Below are 23,703 nucleotides of genomic sequence, written 5' to 3'. Positions count from 1 at the left end.
GTCCACGGGAGACATCATGAAAATAGGCTTTATCGGACTCGGCAACATGGGTGCGCCGATGGCGCACAACCTGCTCAAGGCGGGTCACGCGGTCAACGTATTCGACCTCAACGCGCAAGCCGTGCAGGCGCTCGTCGATGCGGGCGCGAAAGCGGCCTGCTCGCCGAAGGCCGCGGTAACCGACGTGGAATGCGTGATCACCATGCTGCCCGCCGCCGCGCATGTGCGCAGTGTGCTCAGCGCGGACGACGGCATCTTCGCCGGTATCGCGAAGGGCGTGACGATCATCGATTCGAGCACGATCGATCCGGCGAGCGTCAAGGCGTTCGCCGAACTCGCGCAGCAGCACGGCAACACCTTTGTCGATGCACCGGTTTCAGGCGGCACCGGCGGCGCGGCGGCGGGCACGCTGACCTTCATGGTCGGCGGCAGCGCGAGCGCGTATGAGCAGGTCAAGCCGGTGCTTTCGGCAATGGGCAAGAACATCGTGCATTGCGGTGACACCGGCACGGGCCAGGTCGCGAAGATCTGCAACAACCTCGTGCTCGGCATCACGATGGCGGGCGTCGCCGAAGCCATGTCGCTCGGCGAAGCGCTCGGCATCGACGCGAAAGTGCTGGGCGGCATCATCAATACGTCGACGGGACGGTGCTGGAGTTCGGACACCTACAACCCGATGCCCGGCGTGATCGAGACGGCGCCGTCCACGCGCGGTTACACGGGCGGCTTCGGCACCGATCTCATGCTCAAAGACCTCGGCCTCGCCACCGACGCCGCGAGAACCGCGCGTCAACCGGTCTATCTCGGCGCGCTGGCGCAACAGCTTTATCAGACGATGAGCACGAAAGGCGCGGGACGTCTCGACTTTTCCGCGGTCATCAAGCTGTATCGTCAGGACGGCCGTGGCGGCAAAGACGGAGGCGCCGCATGATCGAACTCGACTACGCGCATGACGGCGCCGTCGCGCAACTCACGCTCAAGCGGCCGCCGGCCAACGCGTTTACGCCCGAAGGCTTGCTGCAATTGCAGCAGACCGTTGAGCGCCTGAACGGCGAGGCGCGCGTGCGCGCCATCGTGATCACCGGCGAAGGCCCCAAGTTCTTCAGCGCGGGCGCCGACCTGAACACCTTCGCCGACGGCAACCGCGAAGTCGCGCGCACGGCGGCGGCGCGCTTCGGCGCAGCGTTCGAAACCTTGCAGAATGCGCGGCCCGTGGTGATCGCGGCGATCAACGGCTATGCGATGGGCGGCGGGCTCGAATGCGCGCTGGCCTGTGATATCCGCATTGCGGAACAGCATGCGTTACTGGCGTTGCCCGAGACCGCGGTCGGTTTGCTGCCCTGCGGTTGCGGCACGCAGACGCTGCCGTGGCTGGTCGGCGAAGGCTGGGCCAAGCGAATGATTCTGATCGGCGAGCGCGTCGATGCGGCGACGGCGTTGCGCATCGGTCTGGTCGAAGAAGTGGTGGAGAAGGGCGCGGCGCGCGAGGCGGCGCTGGCCATGGCGGCGCGTGTCGCCAACTTGAGCCCGCAAGCGGTCGGCTTCAGCAAGGCGCTGATTCATCAGGGCCGCAACGGCGTGCCGCGCGCGGCCGCGCTGGCGCTGGAGCGTGAGCGTTTCGTCGATCTGTTCGACGGCCCCGATCAGCGCGAAGGCGTCAATGCATTCCTCGAAAAGCGCACGCCGCGCTGGCAGGTGACGCAGGCTGCGCAGGGGGATGCCGCGCAACCGGAGACGCGTCAATGAGCGCCTTGCAAAGCGTCGCGCACGATGCGAGCTTCGAAGCGGAGCGCGAGATTCTGTTTCGCGTGGTGAACCGCGTGGCGATCATCACGTTGAACCGGCCGGCCGCGCTCAATGCGCTTTCGCATGCGATGGTGCGCGAACTCGCCGTGCTGGTCGAACATTGCCGCACGGATGAGGGCATCGTCGCGCTCGTGCTGAAAGGCGCGGGCGCCAAGGGCTTCTGCGCCGGCGGCGACGTGCGCGAAGTGCAGCGGCTCGCGAAGAACAACGACAGCCGCTGGCTCGCGTTCTTCGTCGACGAATACCGGCTCGACTATGCGCTGCACACGTTTCCAAAGCCGGTGGTTGCTTTGCTCGACGGCATTGCGATGGGCGGCGGCATGGGGCTCGGCCAGGGAGCGCGGCTGCGCATCGTGACCGAGCGCAGCAAGATCGCCATGCCGGAGACGCGCATCGGCTTTCTGCCGGACGTCGGCGCGACGCGTTTTCTGAGCGTGATGCCGGCGGAGCTCGAGTTGTATGCCGGGCTGACCGGCGCGACCTTGTCCGGCGCTGATGCGTTGCGTCTGCAACTGGCCGATCTGTGCGTGCCGGCTGAATGGCTCGCCAGTTTCGAGGAGCGTCTGCAGCGCATGCCGCTCGACGGCGATCTGATGGCTGCCTTGCGCGGCGTGTTCGAACCGCCGTGCAATATCGTTCCGCACGCGCCGCTGGCGGCGTTCACCCCACTGATCTTGCGGCATTTCGATCGGCGTTCGAGCATCGACCGGATGGTTGCCACGGTGCGGCACGATTTGCTGCGTGAGCCGCCGCGCGAGGTGAAGCAGTGGTTGCAGTCCACCTACGACGCGCTGACCAGTCATTCGCCCACCATGCTCTACGTCACGCGTGAGGCGCTTTTGCGCGGCCGGCAGATGACCCTGGCGGAGTGCTTCCGCATGGAGTTGGGTATTGTCAAACGCGTGATCGAGGAGGGCGACTTCTGCGAAGGCGTGCGAGCCCAGTTGATCGATAAGGATCGCAAAGCCCGCTGGGCGCCCGCCACGCTCGCCGAGGTGCGGCCGGAGCGCGTCAGGCATTTTCTTGCTTCGCCGTGGAAGAGCGACGCGCATCCGCTGGCCGCTTTGGGCGCGGAGCAGGGCTGAAGTGCCATAGCGCTAAAACGGGACGGGCGCCGCGCCCGCTCCCCGTACGCAAGCCGCAACCGGGCGCCATGCCGCCCGCCGACGACAACGTGCTGCGCTCGCAGACGGAACGGCATGCATTGCCGTAGATCATTTCCATCCCATACCCGGCGGCGCGCCGCGCCGTAAAAATCGCGCAGCCTCGAAGCCTCGAGCCGGCCTGTCCGCCGTACTCGCGCGATTTTTTTAGCGAGCGAACGGTGGCCGGGAACGAACCATGCTGATGATCGGGATCGCGTAAAGCGATAACCGCATTGACGGAGAGTAGGATTGAGCGCCAGCTCCTGTCGGCAATGGCTTGTTGACCCGGTTCAAAGGAGAATATCGATGAATTCAAATCAGTTCGAAGGTACGGTGAAGGATGCTGCGGGCAAGGTGCAGGACGCCGTCGGCGGCCTGACCGGAGACGCGGAACTGCAGGCCGAAGGCAAGGTCCGGCAGTTTGCCGGCAAGGCACAGGCGAAATACGGCGAAAGTGTCGACCAGGTTGCCGAAACGACGCGCAACAATCCCATCGGGGCGCTGCTGATCGCAGTCGGCGTCGGCTTCCTGCTCGGCAAGCTGATCTGATCGGGTCGCGCGCCGCGCCTTGCGTTTGTTGAGCGCGCGGGCGTCGGCGCGTCATTTCTGCCCCGCGTTTTACGCTGCTTTCATTGCACGGGCGCTTTGGCTTACCAAGGCGCCCTGTGTCTGCGATGCCTGTCCGATGTTCCCGGCGCGTTCGAGGCGCCCGATCTCATCGTCTATTCGAGGAAGGTTCATGCTGGGATTCGATGTTCGCACGGCTAGACAGGTCTGGACCGCGCTGCTGATCGCGTTGCTGTTTTTCTGCATTTATATGGCGTCGTCCACCGTGCTGGTGGTGGTGTTCGCGGTCTTCTTCAGCTATCTGATCTATCCGATGGTGGATCTCGTCGAGCGCATCCGGCCGCGTCGTATGCCGCGGGTGGCGTCGATCGCGCTGGTGTTCGTGGTGGTGGTCGCGTTGATCGCGGTGGTCGGGTCGATCTTCGGTGTGCAGTTGCAGGACGAAGCGACGCACCTGCTCGCGCAACTGCCTCAGTTGATGAAGTCCGATGTGCCCAACCGCATCCCGTTGCCGCATTTTCTGGAGCCACTGCGCGAGCGGATCATCGATTTCGTGCGCGGCCAGATCGAGACGGGCTCCGACAAGGCCGTGCCGATGGCGCGCAGCGTCGGCCTCGGCGTGATGCACGCGGCCAGCAATCTGATCTATCTCGTGCTGATTCCGATTCTGAGCTTCCTGTTGATCAAGGAAGGTCCGCAGATGCGCGAGGACTTTCTCGATCTGCTGAACGACCGGCATCGCACGTTGTGGGCCGAGATCGTGACGGATCTGAACGTGCTGTTGTCGAAGTACGTGCGCGCGTTGCTGTTTCTATCGCTGGCTACGCTGATCTGCTATGGCGTGGCGTTCTCGCTGCTCGGCGTGCCTTATGCGTTTCTGCTGGCGGTGAGCGCCGGTTTGCTGGAGTTCGTGCCGTTTGCCGGGCCGCTCGCCGCGGTGGCCATCACGTTGATCGTGGCCGTGTTCAGCGGCTATGCGCATCTGCTCTGGCTGGTTATTTTTATCGCGCTTTACCGGCTGTTTCAGGACTACGTGCTCAATCCGTACCTGATGAGCGAAGGCGTGGAGGTCAGTCCGTTTCTCGTCATTGTCGGCTTGCTTGCCGGCGATCAGTTGGGCGGCGTGGCGGGGATTTTCCTGGCCGTGCCGGTGATTGCCATGCTGAAAATCATCATCGGACGGGCGCGCGTGTTCTATGCAGCTTCACACGGTGAAGGCGAAGCCGCGCGCCGCGCATTGACCGGCAAAACCGACTGACGCATGAGTCCGCGCGACGCCGTGCAAGACAGCGCCGCGTGAGACATGCGGTCAACTTTCGCCGATTGCTTCACCGTGCATCACGCCCGGCGCGGGCGCATCGGCTTGCGCGCCACGCACGCGGGAAACCCACAGCACACCGGCCAGCGCGACCGCAACCGAGGCCCAGCCGACAGTGCCGTACCCCACGATCTGACCGCTCTGCGAGCTGCTGAGCATCAGGCCGCCGATCCACGCGCCGCATCCCGTACCCAATGCCTGAAGCGCGCTGTTCGCGCTGAGAAAAGCGCCGCGCCGAGCCGGCTCGGGCACCGTGGTCAATAGCGCCTGCATCGGCACCATGCGGCCGGACATCAGCACCATGAAAACCGGGAAGAACATCACCAGCGCGTAGAACGGCAGATTCGGCAGATGCGTGACGAACAGCACCGGCACAAACGCGAGCACCGCCGCGATCCGGAACACGCGCCGCGTGCCGTACTTGTCAGCGAGCTTGCCTACGCGACGCGAAGTGAAGAACGTCGCCGCGCCGCCTGCCATATAAAGCCATGACAATTGCTCGGGCGCCACGCCGTGGTTGGCGACCAGCACCGGTGAGATGAACGGAATCACCAGCATGTGCGCGACCATCATCATGAAGGTGAGCGCAAACGCATTCAGATGCCTCGGGTTGCTCAGGAGCCGCCACAAATCCGGCAGCACCTCCGCGAGCGGCGGCTGACGGCGGCTCAAGTGCTCCGCCAGCGACGGCACCAGTTGCTGTCCCGCCGTCCACACTAGCAGCGACAGCGCCACCAGCAGAAAGAACGGCGTGGCCCAGCCGAAGTGCGCGCCCAGCAGCACACCGGCCGGCACGCCCGCGATCGCCGCGAGCGAAAACGCCGTCATGATCGTGCCGGTGGCGGCGCCGCGGCGCTGAACCGGAATCACGTCGCCGACGATCGCCATGATCACCGAGCCCAACACGCCGCCCGTGATGCCGGCGAATGCGCGTGCGGCGAGCAGCAGCGGAAAACTGCTGGCCAGCGCGCACGCCAGATTCGACAGCGCGAACAGCGCATACATGGTCAGCAGCAAACGGCGCCGGTCGAAGCGGTCGATATAGGTCGCCGCGAACAGTCCCGACAGTCCCGAGCACCATGAATATGCCGACACGGCTGTCGCGAATGCGGCCGGCGTGATGGCGAATGCGTGCATGATCTGCGGGCCGAGCGGCATCATCACCATGAAGTCCATGATGATGGTGAACTGCGTCAGCGCGAGCAGCCACAGCAGGCGGCGTTCGTGCTTTGCGCTTATTGAGTACATCGATCGATTCCTTGTTGTTGTTTTCTGCAGGCACGGTGCTCGCGCGATTCGCGCCGCCGCCGGATTGCACGCGCCTCGAGGCGCATGCAATCACGCAAACGGCCGACGCTCAATCGTCGAGCGTTTCGTGCACCGCTTCGGCGCCCTGTTTCCAGTAGCTGGCCGCGCGAATGCGTGATTTGTCGACGCCGCGTTCCGTGCACAGGTGATAGCGCACCGCACGCATGGTTGCGGATTCGCCGGCTGCCCACACGTAGCCTTCGCCGTCCTCGGGCAGATAGGTGTCGCGCACCGCCTGCAGCAGGGCCTCGCCGCGCATGCCCGCTTCGCTGCGGTAGCGCCAGATGAGATGCAACTCGGCTTGCGTCGTGAATTCGATCCGCGCCGAGGGATCGGCCACTTCGATCACCGCCGCGACGCGCGTGCCGGGCGGCAGCTCTTCGAGGCGCCGGGCGATGGCGGGCAAGGCGGTATCGTCGCCGATCAGCAGATGCCAGTCGAAACCCTTCGGGATCACGAGCGAACCGCGCGGGCCGCCGATACCGAGATACTGGCCCACCTTGGCTTGCGCCGCCCACGTCGCCGCGGGGCCCGCTTCGTGCAGCGCGAACTCGATATCGAGTTCGCGCGCCTCGCGATCGAAGCGGCGCGGCGTGAAATCGCGCGCGACCGGACGCGGCTGGCCCGCCGGAAACACCGGACCGTCGGGGCCCGCTTCCGGCAGTGCCGGTTGGTCCGCGCCGGGTTCGGGGAAGAACACCTTGATGTGGTCATCGAACGACGCGGAGACGAAGTCGTGCAGATCGTCGCCCGTGAATGTGACGCGGATCAGATGCGGGGTCAGCGCGCGCACCTGCTTGACCTGGAGCAGACGGAATTTCAGCGGATGGCGCACGCGATGCACGGCGAGGTCGGCTCGGCTGTTGGTCAGATTCGCGGCTTGATGGTCTTTAGTCAGCATAAGAGTGCTTCTCCTGTTCATTCGATGGGCGAGCGTTCACGCGCGCAAGCGGAGTTGCTGGCGTGCATGAGCGCGGCTGGCAACGGGCAGTAGGGGTCAGGCGGCCGGCTCGGCGTTGTCGTCGTTTTCGCCGCGGTCCGGCTTGATTTCGCTTTCGATTTCTTTGGCCGCCCGCAGCAGGATTTCAGCGATGCGGCGCTGTTCCGCCGCCGGCGCGTTGTCACGGCGAAGCAACGCATGCTTTAGCGCGCGGCGCGCTTCGTTCAACTCGGGCAGCCAGCCGCCTTCGCTGATGTCGGCCGGCTCTTCGCCGGCAAACGCGCGGCGCACCGAATCCATCTTGCGGGCAATGTGGTTCAGCTTGGCCAGCATCAGTTCGACGCGGTCGCGGTTGGCGGCCAGATATTCGCGACCGGTTTCCGACAGTTCGTAGCGTTTGCGGTTGCCTTCGAGCTGCACGGTCACGTAGCCGAGTTCTTCCAGATACGTGAGCGCCGGGTAGACCATGCCGGGGCTCGGGCTGTAAAAACCGTTCGAGCGCGTTTCGAGCGCCTTGATCAGCTCGTAGCCGTGGCTCGGCTGCGAGCCGATCATCGACAGAAGCAGCAGTTGCAGGTCGTCGGAACTGAATTTGCGGCCGCGCGGAAAGCCGTCGCCGTCGCCGCCGAAGCCGCCCGGGCCACCGCCGAAGCGCCCGCCACGCCCACCGCCGCGATGCTCGTGATGTCGGCCGATGGCGTGCCACAGGGCGTGCAGCGATAGGCGGTCGGAGCCGTCACCGCGTGCTTCGCTGCCGCGTTCGCCGCGGTAGTCATGGCGATGCCCGAAGGCATGCCAGAACGCATGGAGCGCGCCGCGTTCCTGGTCGGCGGGGAAACGGTCGTCCGCCATGGGCGGACGGGAAAAACGGTGATGATGACGCATGGTGGTGCTCCCATTTGTGTCTTAAGATGTGTCGTAAGATATATATCTTAAGATAGTTTGTCAAACTTCTTTTGCGTCTATCGGGAGACAACAAAGTCTGCGGGAAGCGGGAAAGGGCCGTTCAGAGACACTGATTTCCTGTCTGCCCCAATATGCGCCGGACGATCGCGGTCATTACCTGTGTTATTTCAGCCGCAAGCATCTGCCAGCCAGAATCCGGGTGTTCATCGACTACATGGCGGCGCAAACGCGCGCGCTCGATCTGCAATGCCTGACCAATGTGATGGCGGTGCCGGCACGCTGATTGGTGCTTTGGAGGCAACACAGTGCATCGCGGCGCAAGCCTTCCCGACGAACCGTCGCGCGCCTACGATCCACCTATACGCTGACGGCCCATCAAGGCCGGTCCGGCACACCATTCACAGAAAAAAACCATGAAGATCGTTTCAATCGGCGGTGGCCTCAGCGCCAGCGGGCTTGTCGGCGAGTGGTCTGCGCCGAACCAGAACGCACAACCTGAGGACAACACGCCGGCGGCACAGGCCATCCCGTGTTCGGAGACTGCGAGCTTGCGCGCACGGTTCAGCCGGTTACGAGCCGCAGCGTAGGCCAGCGGCTGTCAGCTGTCAGACACACACATGACGAGTCCTTTGTTTCCACCGCCGCTCACCCTGCTCGACAAGTACTTCGGGCAGGACTTTCAGCCACTGTATTCGACGACCGTAACCGTCTCGGGCGGCGAGGCGCATCATGGTCGAGCATCGGGTATCGTCCGCTCGGACGACGGCGAACTCGACCTCGAACTGCGCTTACCGGAGCCACTCGGCGGGCCGGGTGGCGGGACGAATCCCGAGCAGTTGTTCGCTGCCGCTTTTGCCGCATGTTTTCACGGCGCTCTGAACCTGCTCGCCGCGAAGGCGGAGATAGCGATTGCCGACGCGAAAGTGGAAGTTACTGTTGATTTCGGCCGCGATCCCGTCGATGGTCTGTTCAATCTGGTTGCACGGGTTCGCATTCACTTGCCGGGCGTCGAACCTTGTATTGCGGAGGAACTCGTGCGTAACACGGAACGCTTCTGTCCGTACGCGAAAATGGCGCGCGAGGGGATCGTGAGCGTCGTCGCGCTTGCGCGGCCGAATGGCGCAGCAAAGTCCTAATTTCGCGCGCATTTCGTGTGAACGTGAGGACCGTTGCGCCAGCAGGTTGAACCAATCATGGGGGCGCCTGTGCTGCAGCCATGAGACTCGAAAGCTAGACGTGATTCGCGATGCACGCGACTGCTCCCGAAAATCGCATGAGAACCGGAGATGTGTGGACTCGACCCGTGGTCGCAGATTATCGGACGCCTAAGCTCGCATTGGCATGAGGCCACTTCGACGGTTCGCCAGGCTTCGGGACGCGCCGCAAGCGACGCAGTCGCGCAGTGGCCGCGCGTGCGGTATACGGCGTTGCAACGATCAGGCGCATCGAATGGCAAACCGATACCACCGTGCTCGTTTCCTGGAGCGACGCCACGCGCGGCAGTTTGTTGGTCACGGACATCACCCCAGGAACGTCTCTGGCGATTTCTGCGACTTTATCGATCGGTGACACGTCCGACAGAGGCGTGCTGTCACGCTGAAGGCTTGAACCGTTTTCAGGCGCAACTATGCTGTAAGAGTCCAGGGCGCGTACGCAACAAAACCCCGAAAGTTCAGATGATTTCGTCCGTGTAATGCCGGTCCAAACGGACCGGGCGCAAGGCTCAATACGAAAATTTCGGTGTTTATGATGCGTTTCCCTCGTGCATGGCCGCTATCAGGCTTGTTTGGAGCTTGGATTTACTTATTGAGCGCACACTGCGCCGCGCTGCAACCGGCATCCGCGCCGCCATCTGCGTCTGCACCACTGACAGCGTCCGCGCCGATTCCTGAGAGTGCGGCACGCAGCATCGATCTGACCAACAAGCCTTGGCGCGGCGATTTCGACGCGATGCTCGAGCGTCGCATGATTCGAGTTCTCGCCCCCTTTAGCCGCACGCTGTACTTCAATGATCGCGGACACGAGCGTGGGATGACCGCGGACACCGTGCGCGACTTTGAGCAATTCGTCAACAAGACGTACGCCGATCGCCTCGGCAAGCGCCCGGTCACGGTCATCATGATTCCGACAACACGCGACCGGCTGCTGCCCGGGCTCAAGGAAGGCATCGGCGATATCGCAGCCGGCAATCTGACGGTAACTGAGGACCGCCTGAAGCAGGCCGACTTTGTTACCGCACACGCGCTTAAGCCGACGCGTGAACTCGTTCTGACTGGTCCCAAGTCACCGGCGCTTTCTGTGCTCGATGACCTGAAGGGCAAGACCGTCGACGTTCGCCGCCATAGCAGCTATTACGAAAGCCTGATTGCACTGAACAACCGCTTCCGGCAGGCCGGCAAGCCACCGATGCGGATCGTGCTGCTACCGGATGCGCTCGAAGACGAAGATGCGATGGAGATGCTGAACGTCGGCCTGCTTCAGATCCTGGTCGTCGATGACTGGAAGGCGCGCATGTGGGCGCAGATGCTGCCGAACGTCAAGGTGCACGAGAACATGGCGGTGCGGGAGGGCGGCGTCATCGGCTGGGCCATTCGCAAGAATAGCCCCCAGCTGAAGGCGGTGATCGGCGGCTTCTATGAGAAGGTCATCAGGAAGCAAAGCGTGACGGAGATCCGCCTCAAACAATACGCGCAGGGTGCGAAGCAAATTCACAACAACACGGAAAGTGCCGAACTCAAACGTTTCAGACAGACGGTGGCATATTTTGAAAAGTATGGCCAGCAGTACGATTTCGATCCATTGATGCTCGCTGCTCAAGGGTTTCAGGAATCGCAGCTCAATCAGGATGCGAAGAGTCGGGTGGGCGCGGTCGGCATCATGCAACTAATGCCGGCCACAGGGAAAGAACTCAACGTCGGGGACATCAAGGTTACGCAGTGGAACATTCAGGCTGGCGCGAAGTATCTTGATCAATTGATGACCCGCTACTTCCAGGATGCCCATTTTTCCGAGGTGGACCGGCCGTTATTCGCTTTTGCCAGCTATAACGCCGGGCCGGGGAACATCGCGAAGATGCGCAAGGAGGCCGCTGCCCGCGGACTCAACCCCGATGTCTGGTTCAACAACGTGGAGATCGTGGTGGCCGAGAAGATCGGCATCGAGACGACCACGTATGTGCGAAACATCTATAAGTACTACGCGTCCTACCGCCTTCTCAAGGAAGCGCAAGCGCAGCGAAGCCGCGTTGTTCGGCAGCGGAGCGGCTGACCCGGGGGCAACGCAAATCGCGTGGCCGACGGTTCCGCCGACACGCGGCGAGGCTGCTTCGCGTCTGGTGGAATGCGGGGATCGCGCGACGTGATTTTCGCCACTCCTCAAAGAACCCATATCGCATGCCAAATAGTCATTAAATAAATGACATTCATGCTCTCGTGAAATTGATCGGAAACACCGAGAATGCCTCTCAGCGCGGCACGGGCCGTAATCGAGGAGCGACAAACATGTTTGCAATTACCGGTGTGACAGGGCAGGTTGGCGGCGCGGCGGCACGCGCGCTATTGGACGCGGGGCATGCCGTGCGCGCCGTACTGCGCGACGAGAGCAAGGCGCAGCAGTGGGCGAAGCGCGGCGCCGACGTGGCGATTGCCTCGTTCGAAGACGCCGACGCGCTCACCGCCGCGTTCCGCGGCACGGCGGGTGTCTTCGTGATGGTGGCGCCGAACTTTGCGCCGCAGCCGGGCTATCCGAACGCCCACGAGGCCGCTGCGGTGCTGAAGCAGGCGCTGACGAAGGCGCGGCCGGAACGCGTCGCGGCGTTGTCGTCGATTGGCGGGCAGCGCGAGTCCGGCCTCGGCCTGATTACGCAGGTGCATATTCTCGAGGCGGCGCTCGCCGGTCTGCCGGTTCCGACGGCGATCCTGCGGCCCGCGTGGTTCATGGAAAATTCGCTATGGGATATCGCCCCGGCCCGCGACACGGGTGTGATGTCGAGCTTTCTGCAACCGCTCGAGCGCGCGTATCCGATGGTCGCCACCGCGGATATCGGCCGCGTGATCGCCGGCACGCTGACGCAGTCGTGGCAGGGCCGTCGCGTGATCGAGATTGAGGGTCCGCAGCGCTACACGCAGCATGAGATCGCCGCGCTGCTCGGCGGCGTGCTGGGGCGGTCGGTGAAGGCGCAGGCGGTGCCGCGCGATCAGTGGGAAGCGTTGTTCCAGGCGCAAGGCACGGCGTGGCCGGAGCCGCGTATCGAGATGATCGATGGGTTCAACTCGGGGTGGATCGATTTCGAGGATGGGGTGAACGAGCGGGTGGTTGGGGCGACCGCTTATGAGACCGTGCTGGCGGAGTTGGTGGCGCGGGTGGGGTAGATCGCGACAGGCGGCGTGGCGAGCGCCGCGCGCCCCGCCACGGCGGCAACACTCAAAAAATCGACTGCCCCGTATAAGTCGTCAACCACTCCAGCGCCAGCACCCCCGCTGCCGAGTTGCCGTTGCTATCCAGCGCCGGCGACCACACGCACGCCGCCATCTCGCCCGGCAGCACGGCGACGATCCCTCCACCCACGCCGCTTTTCGCCGGCAAGCCGACCCGGTAGACGAAATCGCCCGCCGCGTCGTAGGTGCCGCAGGTCAGCATCAGCGCGGAAAGGCGCTTGGCCGAGCTCGTGTCGAGAATCCGCTCGCCGGTGGCCGGCGCCACGCCGTGATTGGTCAGGAATAGCGCGGCCTTCGCCAACTCGACGCAACTCATCGAGATCGCGCATTGACGGCAATAAGCATCGACCACCACTTCCGGCGGCATCTCCATGTTGCCGAAGCTCGCCATGAAGTGCGCCATCGCGCGGTTGCGGTGGGCGTGCTGCAACTCCGACTGAGCGACGCGCGAATCGTAGTCGATGCTCGTTTCGCCCGTCAGCCGTCGCATGAATTCGACTAGCGCCGTCTCGGCCTGCACGAAGCGGCGGCACAGCACATCGGTCACGACCAGCGCGCCCGCGTTGATGAACGGATTGCGCGGCTTGCCGCGCTCGCTTTCAAGCTGGACGAGCGAATTGAACGCGGTGCCCGACGGCTCCCGGCCGACGCGTTCCCACAGCGCGTCGCCGAGCAACTGGAACGCGAGCGTGCAGGCGAACAGCTTGGAAATGCTCTGAATGGAAAAGCGCGTGTCGGCGTCGCCGGTGCGAAAGACTTCACCGGATACCGTGACGATCGCCATGCCGAAACTGTCGGCGGGCACCGTGGCGAGTTCGGGAATGTAATCGGCCACCTTGCCGGCGCCCAGATAAGGCTGCAGATCGCCGCGGATCTGTTCGAGGATGGATGCGTAGTTCATTGGGCTCGGACCGTTGGAGCCGCAATTCTACTGGCAAGCCGGAGCGAATTGCTCGTGCGTTACGTCGCCGTGCGCCGCAATCCGGCACGAGCGACGTTCGGCGAGCGCCTCGACCGGCTATGCTAATCTTGCTGCCTTTCTCGCAACAACCGGGCAAAACGGACTCCATGAGGGAGACTTTTGATCCAGACGGCGTCGAGCAGCCGGTCTTCGTGACCGGCGAGCGGTACGAGACGCTGGACGAACCCTTGGGCGCTTATCGTCGCGCGCGGCTGATCCACGCGAGCGCCGGGGTGCTGATCGTACGCACCGAAACCGAGCGCTGGGTCGTACCGCCGGGTCACGCGGTCTGGATGCCCGCGGGTTTGCTGCACCGCTTGTCCGTCGTCCATCCCGTCGAATTTCATTCGCTCTTTGTCGTGGCGGACGCCGCGCCGCTTCCGCCGTACAGCGGCGCCGTCGTGCCCGACCCGCTGGTCACGGCGTTGCTGATCGCCGCGGCCCGTCTGCCGCACGATCAACCGCTCGATGAACCGGCCACGCGTCTCGTGCAGGTGTTGCTGGACCGGCTGCCGGGTCTGCGTACTGCGCCGTTAGGGTTGAACTGGCCGCGCGATCAACGCGCTCAGCGGATCGCCGACGCTTTGAGCGCCAATCCGGCCGACGCCGCAGTACTCGAAGACCTGGCCGCAGCCGCCGGCGTAACGGCCCGCACGGCGGCGCGCCTGTTCGTCAAGGAAACGGGACAAACCTTCGGACAGTGGCGCCAGCAACTTCGCCTGCTGGTCGCTTTGGAACGCCTCGGCACTGGCGCGAGCGTCACGCAGGTGGCGCTCGAGGTGGGCTACAGCGACGTGTCGTCGTTCATTGCGGTGTTTCGGGACGCGTTTGGCGACACACCCGCACGTTATTTCCGCTAACGCAGCGCCGCCGCCCGCGGTAACCGGGTGCGCGAGTCGGCGTTAAAAATACTGTCGCGCTCAATGCGCACCGGCCGCGTCCGGGCCACCGCCGCCCTTGGCCGGCCGCGTAATCCAGATCAGCGGAATGATCAGAATGAAGATGACCGCCGAGACGAAGAAGATATCGTTCAGGCCCATCATGGCCGCCTGCGTGTTCACGCTGAAATCGAATAACGCATGGGCCGATTGCGGATTCAGATGCAGCAGGGATTGGGTCGAATCGATCTGCTGATTGAACGTCGGGTTGTTGATGGAGGCTTGCTCGGTAAGCCGCGCGTGATGCAGCACCGTGCGGTTGTTCCATTCGTTGCCGGCGATCGAAGTGCCCACCGCGCCGCAAAATACGCGGGCGAAATTAGACAGACCCGCCGCCGCGGGAATCTTGTTTGGCGGCTGGCCGGACAGGATGATCGCGGTCAGCGGCACGAAGAACAGCGCCATCGGAATGCCTTGCAGCAGAGTCGGCAGCACGAGATGCCACGTGTCGATCTCGATCACATACTTCGAGCGCATGTAAAACACGATCGCGAAGCCGACAAACGCCAGCGTGGCGATCACGCGCGCATCCGAGCGCGGCAACACGCGGCCCATCACCGGCGCGAGGATCACCGCGAATATGCCGAGCGGCGCGGTCACGAGACCGGCGTCGATGGAACGGTAATTCAGATACTCCTGCATCCATTGCGGCAGCAGCACGAGGTTGCCGAAGAACACGCCATACGCGACCGAAATCGCAATCGTGCCGCCGAGAAAATTGCGCTGCTGAAACAGCCGCAAATCGACGATCGGATGTTCCTCGGTCAATTCCCACACGAGGAAGAATGCGAAGCTGATGAGCGCGGTAACGCCGAGAATCACGATCACCGGCGACGAGAACCAGTCGAGATCCTTGCCCTTGTCCAGCATGATCTGCAGCGAGGCGACCCACGTGATCAGCAGGCCGAGCCCGACCACGTCGATGGGCGGCTTGCGGGTCGGCGATTCGCGGGTGCGGTAGATCATCCACGTGACGCCGGCCGCGAAAATGCCGACCGGAATGTTGATGTAGAAGATCCACGACCAGCTGTAACTATCCGTGATCCAGCCGCCGAGCGCCGGGCCCGCAATCGGGCCGACGGTCGCGGTCATCGCCCACAAGGCGAGCGCGGTCGAGGATTTTTCCTTCGGATACGAGCCGAGCAGAATGGCCTGCGACAGCGGAATCAGCGGGCCGGCCACGGCGCCCTGGAAGATCCGCGCGAGCAGCAGGATCGGCAGCGTCGGCGCAATGCCGCACAACCACGATGCCAGCACGAACATCAGGATCGCGCCGACGAACAGCTTCACCTGGCCGATGCGCTGCGTGAGCCAGCCGGTAAGCGGAATCGACACGGCATTGGCCGCGGCGAACACAGTGATGACCCACGTGCCTTCATCGACCGAAACACCGAGGTTCCCGGAAATGGTTGGAATCGCAACGTTCGCGATCGACGTGTCCAGCACGTTCATGAAGGTGGCGAGCGCGACGGCAATCGTGGCCAGCACCAGCTGGCCGCCCTTGAGCGGCGGCGGTGGTGCGGGCGGCGCTGCGGCGGGCGCTGGAGTGGGCTGGCTCAAACGGGTCTCCGGATCGGTGTGCCGCGCGCTGCTGCGGCGACGTCGTATTGCATGCCCGCGCGAAGCGCCAGGCCGCAGGTCCGCTGAATGCTCGCAAAAGCATACCTGCATTCACGTTTGGACGTCATCGGCGCGTGCAAAGGCGAGGGCGAAAACAAATCCGGCAGCGTATGCTCGCGACTGAGGCTGCACGCAGCGCGCGGCGCTATCCATGACATGACGACGCCGCGCGTTCACGCGTGCGGGACGACCATCCACGAATCAAGAGAGAAAGGGAGCGAATATGGCCTGGGAGCAATTCGAACACGGCTGGCGGCGCGCGCCGGTGAGCGCGCCTGCCAGAGGGCTGGTGGTGCTGATGCATGGCGTCGGCAGCAATGCGCGCGATCTGATGCCGCTGGCGGACATCTGGAGCGAGAGCCTGCCCGATGTGGCCTTCACGTCGCTCGACGGCACCGACGCCTTCGACGGCGGCTTCGGCGGACGCCAGTGGTTCAGTCTGCGCGACGTCAACGAAGGCAATCGCGAGGCGCGCGTCGCCGCGGCCTATCCGGCGTTGCGACGCATGCTCGAAACCGAACTCGCGCACTGGCAGGTGTGGTTCGGGCGGCTGGCGCTGGTCGGATTCTCGCAAGGCTCGATCATGGCGATGCACCATGTGGCGACCAGCGCGGAAGGCGCGGCCGGCGTGGTCGCGTATTCGGGGCGGCTCGCCTCGGTGATCGTCGCGCAAAACGGCACGGCGCTCACGCTGATCCACGGCGAGGACGACGAAGTGATCCCGGTACAGGAACTCGAATCCGCCGCCGACGCCTTCAACGGCGCCGGCTATACCGTCGACGCCTATGCGCTGCCCGGCATTGGCCACACGATCAACGCCGACGGCGTCGCGCTCGGCCAGGAGGCGCTCGAACACGCGTTGGGCGCTTTGTCGCACGGCTAAAGATTCTGAACCGCTTGCCGTTAACTGCTCATAAGTATGAAAATCACCCCCGCCGCGCGGATCGCGGAACGCCCGACAGGGCGGCCCAAGCGGCTCGGGTGACCGGGGGCGCATTTTCCAGACTGCCCGGTACGGGCGGATAACGACACATCAGAGCCTTCCTATGGCCAGACCGACGCCGCATTACCCGCTTTTCGATCGCCTGTTCCGTCAATCCGTGACGGTGGACCTCGGCACGGCCAACACCCTGATCTATACCGACGACGGCGGCATCGTACTCAACCAGCCGTCCGTCGTATGCTTCCAGAAAGACACCGCCGACCGGCCCAAACGCGTCGCCGCGGTCGGCACCCAGGCGCGCCAGATGCTGGGCCGCGCGCCGACCAATCTCGAAGCGGTGCGGCCGATGCGTCACGGCGTGATCGCCAACTTCTCCGCCGCCGAACACATGATCAAGCAATTCGTCGAGATGGCGCGCCCTCGGCCGCTGTTCAGCCGGCGCGCCGCGTTCACGCTGTGCGTGCCGGCCGGCGCGACCCAGGTCGAGCGTCGCGCGATCAAGGAAGCGGCCGTGGCGGCCGGCGCGTGGAAGGTGAGTCTGATCGGCGAATCGCTGGCGTCGGCGGTCGGCGCCGGTTTGCCGGTGTCGGAGGCGACCGGGTCGATGGTGGTCGATATCGGCGGCGGCACGACGGAAGTTGGCGTGATTGCCCTCGGCGGCATGGCGTATTCCGGCTCGATCCGCGTGGGCGGCGACAGCTTCGACATGGCGATCGTGAGCTACGTGCGCAATCTGTACGGCGTGCTGCTCGGCGAGCAGACCGCTGAGCACGTCAAGAAAAACATCGGCTCGGCCATGCGCGACGTGCCGCGCGAGCACATGAACGCGACTGGCCGCAGTGTCGACGACGGCTTGCCGCGCACGGTTCAACTGAGCAACCACGATATCGCCGATGCGATCGAGGGACCGCTGCGTCAGATGATCGGCGCGGTCAAGCGCGGGCTCGAAGAAGCGCCGGCCGAACTGGTGACCGACATCGCCAATAGCGGTATCGTGCTGACGGGCGGCGGTGCGCTGCTCGGCAACCTGAGCCGCCGCCTGACGGACGAAATCGGCCTCGACGTGCGCGTCGCCGATGAACCGCTCACCTGCGCGGTGCGCGGCGCGGGCACGGCGGCCACCGCCGGTCTGCTGGACGAATTCGCTTACGAATGATTTTGCACGCGGCGCTTGCCGCGCTGTCCCTACCTACTGGTGAATCGATCTGTGTGCGCTTCGCCTTCTTCGGCATCTTTCATCGAACTGCGAAGCGGTTTGCGCATGCCTTACGTGGAAGCCGGCGAGGGTGAGTTGCTGTTGTTCGTGCACGGTTCGTTGTGCGACTACCGCTACTGGCAACCGCAGCTCTCGGGCCTGTCGACGCACTACCGTTGTGTCGCGGTGAGTCTCACGCACTACTGGCCGGCGGCCGATACCGCGCCCGGCCTGCCGTTCAGCTGGAGCGAGCACGCGAACGAAGTGGCGGAATTCATCGAGCGCTTCGGCGTTGGTCCGGCGCACGTGGTGGGACATTCGCGCGGCGGTTGCGTCGTGTTTCATTGCGCGCGGCGCCATCCTGAACACGTGCGGACGTTGACGCTCGCCGACCCGGGTGGTCCGTTGCAGATTGCCGGACGGCCGCCCGCGAGTCTGCCGGAAACGGTCAATGCGTTGCGCGCGAAAGCGGCGCAACTGATCGAAAGCGGGGAAGTCGAAGCCGGTCTGCAACTGTTCGTCGATTCGGTCAGCCGGCCCGGATTCTGGGCGATGAGCACGCCGGGTTTCCGCCGGATGGCGACCGACAATGCGCACACGCTGGCGCGTCAATTCCGCGATCCGCTGCCCGCCTATGTTCCCGAGCAGGCCGCCGAGGTGCGTTGCCCGGTGCTGTTGATCGACGGCGAGAAAAGTCCCGATATGTTTCGCCGCACGGCGGCCGCGCTGCAAAACTGGCTGCCGGATGCGCGCCGCGCAACAGTGCGCGGTGCGTCGCACGGAATGAACCTCGCGCACCCATCGGCGTTCAATCGCTACGTCGACGAATTCATTCGGTCAGTGAGCGGGCAACGTACGCAATAACCGCAATGAGCGCGTAATAAACGTGCAATCAATGCACGGCGACGCCGCGCCGGGTGGCTCGCGCTCGCGGCGATGATCCGCGGGCTGGCTCGATCCCGGCAACACTTCAAACGCTCGACCTCATGCCTTGCGATGCGCGTCTTTATCGAGCGCGCGTTCCGCCGCCTCGCCAACGAGTCCGTGATAGTACAGATGCACGCCGATCGCGAGCGAGTCGTTGCGAATTTCGTGGAACGCTTTCCACGCTTTCACGGGGTCTTTGAACAGCAGATAGTGCGCTTCCTGCGCGATCAGATCCGCGACCTCATGCAGGCCGTGTCCGTGCAGCACATCCACGAGCGCATCGAGGCTGCGATGCGTGCGCGCGTCGGTACGCGGGTAGAGCATATGCAACACCGCCACGTCCTGCGTCTTCAGCGCTGCTGAGAGCGCGACGACGATGTCCTGGTGATTCAGCGCGGTGACGATGTTCTCGTCGGTGTGGACGTGATCCGGAAACAGCGTTTCGAGAGAGGCGTTCATAAGGTCCTTCCTGTTCTTCTGGCTGATTAAAAAAGCCCGCCGCAGGACGGCGGGCCAAACACAGCGATGTGTTCGCAGGGGAAGCAAAACACGAATGCAGTATCGCAGATGCCCCCTTGCCTTCGCAGCCTGGCTGCCGCAAAACATTGTTGCAGTAAGTGCCCAGCTTTCATTTTGCTGGCAGTGGGTGCGGGTACGGGTGCGGCGCGGCCGGTTCCCTGCGGCATCCCGCCTTTGCAGGAGGACACGCCGGCAACGAATGTTGCGCCAGCCGAGATGCATTGTTGCGGTCGATCGTCGCAATCGGAGGGCCGCCGGACCTTAAAATGCCGAGCGGAGCCTGAGCATGCCAACTCGCTTCTGACGATCGAGCATGCCGGCACGTGTGCGATGTGAAAGTAAAAGGAACGTGTAGATGAACTCGAAGACACACGCAACGCTGAGCTTTTCCGACAGCGACCAGACTATTGATTTGCCGATTTATCAGGGCACGCTCGGACCGGACGTGATCGACATCCGCAAGCTATACGGCCAGACCGGCAAGTTTACGTACGACCCAGGCTTCATGTCGACGGCGGCATGCAACTCCGAAATCACCTATATCGACGGCGACAAAGGCGAGCTGCTGTACCGCGGTTATCCGATCGACAATCTGGCGCAGAACGCCGACTTCCTCGAAACCTGCTACCTGCTGCTGAAGGGCGAATTGCCGAACGCGCAGCAGAAGCAAGAGTTCGCCCGGACCGTCACGCAGCACACGATGGTGCACGACCAGATGCACTTCTTCTTCCGTGGTTTCCGTCGCGACGCGCACCCCATGGCGATTCTGGTCGCCGCGGTCGGTGCGCTGTCGGCGTTCTATCACGACTCGCTCGACATCAGCAATCCGCTGCACCGCGATATCTCCGCGATCCGCATGATCGCGAAGCTGCCGACGCTGGTCGCGATGGCGTACAAGTACACCGTGGGTCAACCGTTCGTTTATCCGAAAAACGACCTGTCGTATAGCGCGAATTTCATGCGCATGATGTTCTCGAACCCGGCGGAAGAATACAAGGTCAACGACGTGCTGGTGCGCGCGCTGGACCGCATCCTGATCCTGCACGCGGACCACGAGCAGAATGCATCGACCTCGACCGTGCGTCTCGCAGGTTCGTCGGGCGCGAACCCGTTCGCGTGCATCGCGGCCGGTATCGCATGTTTGTGGGGCCCGGCGCATGGCGGCGCGAATGAAGCGGCGCTGAACATGCTGGAAGAAATCGGCTCGGTCGACAACATCCCCGAATTCATCGCGAAGGTGAAGGACAAGGATTCCGGCGTGAAGCTGATGGGCTTCGGCCACCGTGTCTACAAGAACTACGATCCGCGCGCGAAGCTGATGCGCGAAACCTGCCACGAAGTGCTGGAAGAATTGGGTCTGCACGACGACCCGCTTTTCAAACTCGCCATGGCACTCGAAAAGATCGCGCTGGAAGATGAATACTTCGTGTCGCGCAAACTGTATCCGAACGTCGACTTCTATTCGGGCATCGTGCAGCGCGCGCTGGGCATTCCGACAGCCATGTTCACGTGCATCTTCGCGATGGCGCGCACGGTCGGCTGGATTGCGCAGTGGAACGAAATGATCGCCGATCCGGAACAGAAAATTGGCCGTCCGCGTCAGCTTTTCGTCGGCGAAACGCAACGCGAAGCCGCGCCGCTGGCCGGGCGCTAAAGCGTCGGGGCGCTCAGCCGCCTCACGCCCGCGCGGCGCTCTCACGAGGAGCGCCGCGCCCTTCCTCTGCACGTCCTGTGCCACTGAAAAAAAACCGCAACTCTCCTGTGATAAGTTCGTCTGACGCGGACAGACCCTCTACAATCGGAAGCGACTCAGACAGCAACCGGATGTAGACCGAACGCAACAGCGTGAACGCAGCAGCGAACCCATAGGAGTGACCCTGATGCAGCAGCCAGAAGCCCTCGGCGGCCTTTCGGGCGGAATCGATCACCGCGAACCCGAGCCGGACGGCGCATTCATCCCGACAGAAAACCTCAATGTGGCGAGCGCCACTCAGCATGTGCTGAAGTCGGGCGACACGTTCATCGTCAACGATCCGCTTGGCGATATCACCGGCCATGACGACGGCCTGTTCGTCAACGACACCCGTGTTCTGTCGCAACTGCGCCTCACTTTCGGCGGACGCGCGCCTTCGCTGTTGTCGGGCAGCGTGAGCAGCGACAACACGTCGTTTACGGCGCATCTGACCAACCGGCCGTTGCCGCCGCTCGGCGGCGATAGCACGCCTGAGGGCGTGATCCACGTCGAGCGCGTGCGGGTGCTGTCGGGCACCGTGCTCAACGAAGCCATCGAACTGACCAACTACGGCACGAGCGACGCCGTGGTGCCGCTGTCCATCTCGTTCGCGAGCGACTTCCGCGACATGTTCGAAGTGCGCGGCCTGAAGCGCGACAAGCAGGGCCGTGTCGAACCGGCGCGCGTCGAGCACGGCGAGGTGCTGCTCGGCTACGTCGGCCTCGACGACGTGGCGCGCAATGTGCGGATCGCTTTCTCGCCGGAACCGGACAAGCTTTTCGCCGACCGCGCCGATTACACCGTCAAGCTGCCCGCCCAGGCGTGCGTGTCGATCTATCTGTCGGTGGCGGTGCAGGTCGTCGCGCAGACGGACAAGCCGATTGCCGGCGTCTCGCAGCCCACACACGCGATGAGCGAAGCGCATCTGTCGCAGATCGACGCCGAGCGTCCGCGGGTCGGCCGCGCGGCTGTACGCGCCGCGCTCGTCGACGCCCACCTCGTGATGCGCGAGCGTCGCCGCGTTACCGCGCGCGTGCGTTCGAGCAATCCGCTTTTCAATGCGTGGATCGACCGCTCGCTCGCCGATCTCGGCCTGCTGACCACCGACCTCGTGACCGGCCCGTATCCGTACGCCGGCATTCCGTGGTTCTCCACGCCGTTCGGCCGCGACGCCGTGATCACGTCGCTTCAAACGCTGTGGCTGCAGCCGCAGTTGGCCGCGGGCGTGTTGCGCTTTCTCGCCGAACATCAGGCGCGCGAGAATTCGCCGTTTCGCGATGCCGCGCCCGGCAAGATCATGCATGAGATGCGCAAAGGCGAAATGGCGGCCACCGGCGAAGTGCCGTTCGCGTTGTACTACGGCGGGGTGGACACCACGCCGTTGTTCATCGTGCTGGCCGGTGCTTATGCCGCCCGCACGGGCGACCTCGCGTTGATCGACGAATTGTGGCCGGCGCTCGAGCGCGCGGCGCAGTGGGTCATGGGCGTGTGCGACAAGAACCGCTACGGCCTGCTGGACTATCAGCGCGAGTCCGACGGCGGTCTCGCGAATCAAGGCTGGAAAGACAGCCACGACTCCGTCTTTCACGCCGACGGCCACTTCCCCGATGGCCCGATTGCGCTCGTCGAAGTGCAGGCCTATGCGAGTTCCGCCTTCGACACCATGGCGCACTTCGCGAAGCTGCGCGGCCTTCATGACGCGGCGGCGCAATACAGCGAGCGCGCGAAGAAAATCCGTCAGTGCGTCGAAGAAAAGTACTGGATGGAAGAGGCCGGCTTCTACGGCATCGCGCTCGACGGTCACGGCGAACTGTGCCGTGTGATGGCCTCGAATGCGGGACACCTGTTGGCCTTCGGTTTGCCTTCGCGCGAGCGCGGCGAAGCGGTCGTGCGCGCGCTCGACTCCACGCTGTTCCACACCGGCTGGGGCGTGCGCACGCTGGCCGCGAGCCAGTCGCGTTTCAACCCCATGGCGTATCACAACGGCTCAGTCTGGCCGCACGACAACGCGCTCTGCGCGCGCGGCCTGTCGCGCTACGGCGGCAAAGCGGCGGCCGTCCGGCTATTGCAGGCGCTGTTCCAGGCGGCGGTCAACTTCGACATGCGCCTGCCTGAACTCTTCTGCGGCTTCCCACGGCGGCGCGGCGAGCCGCCCACCGCGTATCCGGTCGCCTGTCTGCCCCAGGCATGGGCAGCGGGCTCGCCGTTCATGATGCTCGAAGCGTGTCTGGGTATCACGATCGACGCCGAGCGGCGCGAAGTGGTGATCGAGCAGCCCATGCTGCCCGAAGGCATCGACTGGCTCGAAGTGGGCGACCTGCGGGTGGGCGACGCCTCGGTGTCGATCACGTTCCGCCGCATCGGCGATAAGGTCGTGGCCTCGGCGGAGCAGGGCGACGTGCGGGTGGTCGCGCTTCTTTAAACAGGCACTGAAAGCACGCG

General features: G+C 64.0%; 20 protein-coding genes and 1 pseudogene. 15 read left to right on the top strand and 6 right to left on the bottom strand.

The features are described 5' to 3' along the window. Window positions 1-16 precede the first annotated feature (16 nt). The 5 genes from mmsB to B0G71_RS25920 all read left to right on the top strand — a co-directional run bounded on the left by mmsB (window position 17) and on the right by B0G71_RS25920 (window position 4,776). Complete coding sequence (mmsB, locus tag B0G71_RS25940) at window positions 17-931, top strand: 3-hydroxyisobutyrate dehydrogenase (protein WP_116145293.1); 915 nt, start codon at window positions 17-19, stop codon at window positions 929-931. Beyond that, complete coding sequence (locus B0G71_RS25935; RefSeq protein WP_116145291.1) at window positions 928-1,746, top strand: enoyl-CoA hydratase; 819 nt, start codon at window positions 928-930, stop codon at window positions 1,744-1,746. The genes mmsB and B0G71_RS25935 overlap by 4 nt, the downstream gene beginning before the upstream one ends. Next, window positions 1,743-2,891: an enoyl-CoA hydratase/isomerase family protein gene (locus B0G71_RS25930; protein WP_116145289.1), complete on the top strand. Its 1,149-nt coding sequence runs from the start codon at window positions 1,743-1,745 to the stop codon at window positions 2,889-2,891. Before B0G71_RS25935 ends, B0G71_RS25930 begins: the two co-directional genes overlap by 4 nt. A gap of 366 nt (window positions 2,892-3,257) precedes the next feature. Next, window positions 3,258-3,500: a CsbD family protein gene (locus B0G71_RS25925; protein ID WP_116120687.1), complete on the top strand. Its 243-nt coding sequence runs from the start codon at window positions 3,258-3,260 to the stop codon at window positions 3,498-3,500. Window positions 3,501-3,690: 190 nt separating this feature from the next. After that, a complete protein-coding gene (locus tag B0G71_RS25920; protein WP_116145287.1) occupies window positions 3,691-4,776 on the top strand; it encodes an AI-2E family transporter in 1,086 nt (361 codons plus the stop codon). A gap of 51 nt (window positions 4,777-4,827) precedes the next feature. Here the strand turns inward: B0G71_RS25920 and B0G71_RS25915 are convergent, their stop codons facing one another. From B0G71_RS25915 to B0G71_RS25905, 3 genes are all read right to left on the bottom strand, one after another. Beyond that, complete coding sequence (locus B0G71_RS25915) at window positions 4,828-6,084, bottom strand: MFS transporter (RefSeq protein WP_116145285.1); 1,257 nt, start codon at window positions 6,082-6,084, stop codon at window positions 4,828-4,830. 109 nt (window positions 6,085-6,193) lie between these two features. Continuing rightward, the gene (locus B0G71_RS25910; protein ID WP_116145283.1) at window positions 6,194-7,045 is read right to left on the bottom strand and encodes a siderophore-interacting protein; all 852 of its coding nucleotides are present in this window, start codon (window positions 7,043-7,045) and stop codon (window positions 6,194-6,196) included. 96 nt (window positions 7,046-7,141) lie between these two features. Beyond that, window positions 7,142-7,969: a PadR family transcriptional regulator gene (locus B0G71_RS25905; RefSeq protein WP_116145281.1), complete on the bottom strand. Its 828-nt coding sequence runs from the start codon at window positions 7,967-7,969 to the stop codon at window positions 7,142-7,144. 118 nt (window positions 7,970-8,087) lie between these two features. Here B0G71_RS25905 and B0G71_RS42095 point away from each other — a divergent pair. From B0G71_RS42095 to B0G71_RS25880, 4 genes and pseudogenes are all read left to right on the top strand, one after another. Continuing rightward, window positions 8,088-8,273 (top strand): annotated as a pseudogene (locus B0G71_RS42095) (LysR family transcriptional regulator); the annotation flags it as partial. A gap of 334 nt (window positions 8,274-8,607) precedes the next feature. Then, window positions 8,608-9,126 carry an Ohr family peroxiredoxin gene (locus B0G71_RS25895; RefSeq protein WP_116145279.1) on the top strand — a complete coding sequence of 173 codons (519 nt, stop codon included), beginning with the start codon at window positions 8,608-8,610 and terminating at the stop codon, window positions 9,124-9,126. A 610-nt stretch (window positions 9,127-9,736) separates the two neighbouring features. Then, window positions 9,737-11,257, top strand: coding sequence for a transglycosylase SLT domain-containing protein (locus B0G71_RS25885; RefSeq protein ID WP_116145277.1), 1,521 nt, complete (start codon window positions 9,737-9,739; stop codon window positions 11,255-11,257). Window positions 11,258-11,490: 233 nt separating this feature from the next. Continuing rightward, window positions 11,491-12,360 carry an NmrA family NAD(P)-binding protein gene (locus tag B0G71_RS25880; RefSeq protein ID WP_116145274.1) on the top strand — a complete coding sequence of 290 codons (870 nt, stop codon included), beginning with the start codon at window positions 11,491-11,493 and terminating at the stop codon, window positions 12,358-12,360. 52 nt (window positions 12,361-12,412) lie between these two features. On the opposite strand, the gene B0G71_RS25875 is transcribed toward B0G71_RS25880, so the two are convergent. Next, window positions 12,413-13,327, bottom strand: a complete 915-nt coding sequence (locus tag B0G71_RS25875) for a glutaminase (RefSeq protein ID WP_116121007.1) — start codon at window positions 13,325-13,327, stop codon at window positions 12,413-12,415. A 167-nt stretch (window positions 13,328-13,494) separates the two neighbouring features. On the opposite strand from B0G71_RS25875, the gene B0G71_RS25870 reads away from it, so the two are divergent. Next, a complete protein-coding gene (locus B0G71_RS25870; protein ID WP_116148893.1) occupies window positions 13,495-14,247 on the top strand; it encodes a helix-turn-helix domain-containing protein in 753 nt (250 codons plus the stop codon). A gap of 60 nt (window positions 14,248-14,307) precedes the next feature. On the opposite strand, the gene B0G71_RS25865 is transcribed toward B0G71_RS25870, so the two are convergent. Next, a complete protein-coding gene (locus tag B0G71_RS25865) occupies window positions 14,308-15,885 on the bottom strand; it encodes a DHA2 family efflux MFS transporter permease subunit (RefSeq protein WP_116145272.1) in 1,578 nt (525 codons plus the stop codon). 283 nt (window positions 15,886-16,168) lie between these two features. On the opposite strand from B0G71_RS25865, the gene B0G71_RS25855 reads away from it, so the two are divergent. The 3 genes from B0G71_RS25855 (at window position 16,169) to B0G71_RS25845 (ending at window position 18,947) form a co-directional block, all read left to right on the top strand. Then, a complete protein-coding gene (locus B0G71_RS25855; RefSeq protein ID WP_116145268.1) occupies window positions 16,169-16,828 on the top strand; it encodes an alpha/beta hydrolase in 660 nt (219 codons plus the stop codon). Between the two features lie 163 nt (window positions 16,829-16,991). Further along, on the top strand, window positions 16,992-18,044 hold the full coding sequence (locus B0G71_RS25850; RefSeq protein WP_106277624.1) for a rod shape-determining protein: 1,053 nt from the start codon (window positions 16,992-16,994) through the stop codon (window positions 18,042-18,044). 105 nt (window positions 18,045-18,149) lie between these two features. Continuing rightward, window positions 18,150-18,947 (top strand): alpha/beta fold hydrolase, encoded by a 798-nt coding sequence (locus tag B0G71_RS25845; protein ID WP_116148890.1) that lies wholly within the window; start codon window positions 18,150-18,152, stop codon window positions 18,945-18,947. A 120-nt stretch (window positions 18,948-19,067) separates the two neighbouring features. On the opposite strand, the gene B0G71_RS25840 is transcribed toward B0G71_RS25845, so the two are convergent. Beyond that, entirely contained in the window at window positions 19,068-19,469 is a 402-nt protein-coding gene (locus B0G71_RS25840) for a hypothetical protein (protein ID WP_012427389.1), read from the bottom strand. 415 nt (window positions 19,470-19,884) lie between these two features. On the opposite strand from B0G71_RS25840, the gene gltA reads away from it, so the two are divergent. Continuing rightward, on the top strand, window positions 19,885-21,183 hold the full coding sequence (gene gltA, locus B0G71_RS25835) for a citrate synthase (protein ID WP_116145266.1): 1,299 nt from the start codon (window positions 19,885-19,887) through the stop codon (window positions 21,181-21,183). Between the two features lie 226 nt (window positions 21,184-21,409). Beyond that, the gene (locus tag B0G71_RS25830; protein WP_116145264.1) at window positions 21,410-23,683 is read left to right on the top strand and encodes an amylo-alpha-1,6-glucosidase; all 2,274 of its coding nucleotides are present in this window, start codon (window positions 21,410-21,412) and stop codon (window positions 23,681-23,683) included. Window positions 23,684-23,703 lie beyond the last annotated feature (20 nt).

This window comes from Paraburkholderia sp. BL27I4N3, assembly GCF_003386115.1.
Lineage (GTDB): Bacteria > Pseudomonadota > Gammaproteobacteria > Burkholderiales > Burkholderiaceae > Paraburkholderia.
Note: the sequence above shows the minus strand (reverse complement) of the source record. Positions and strands in the feature narration are given on the sequence as shown.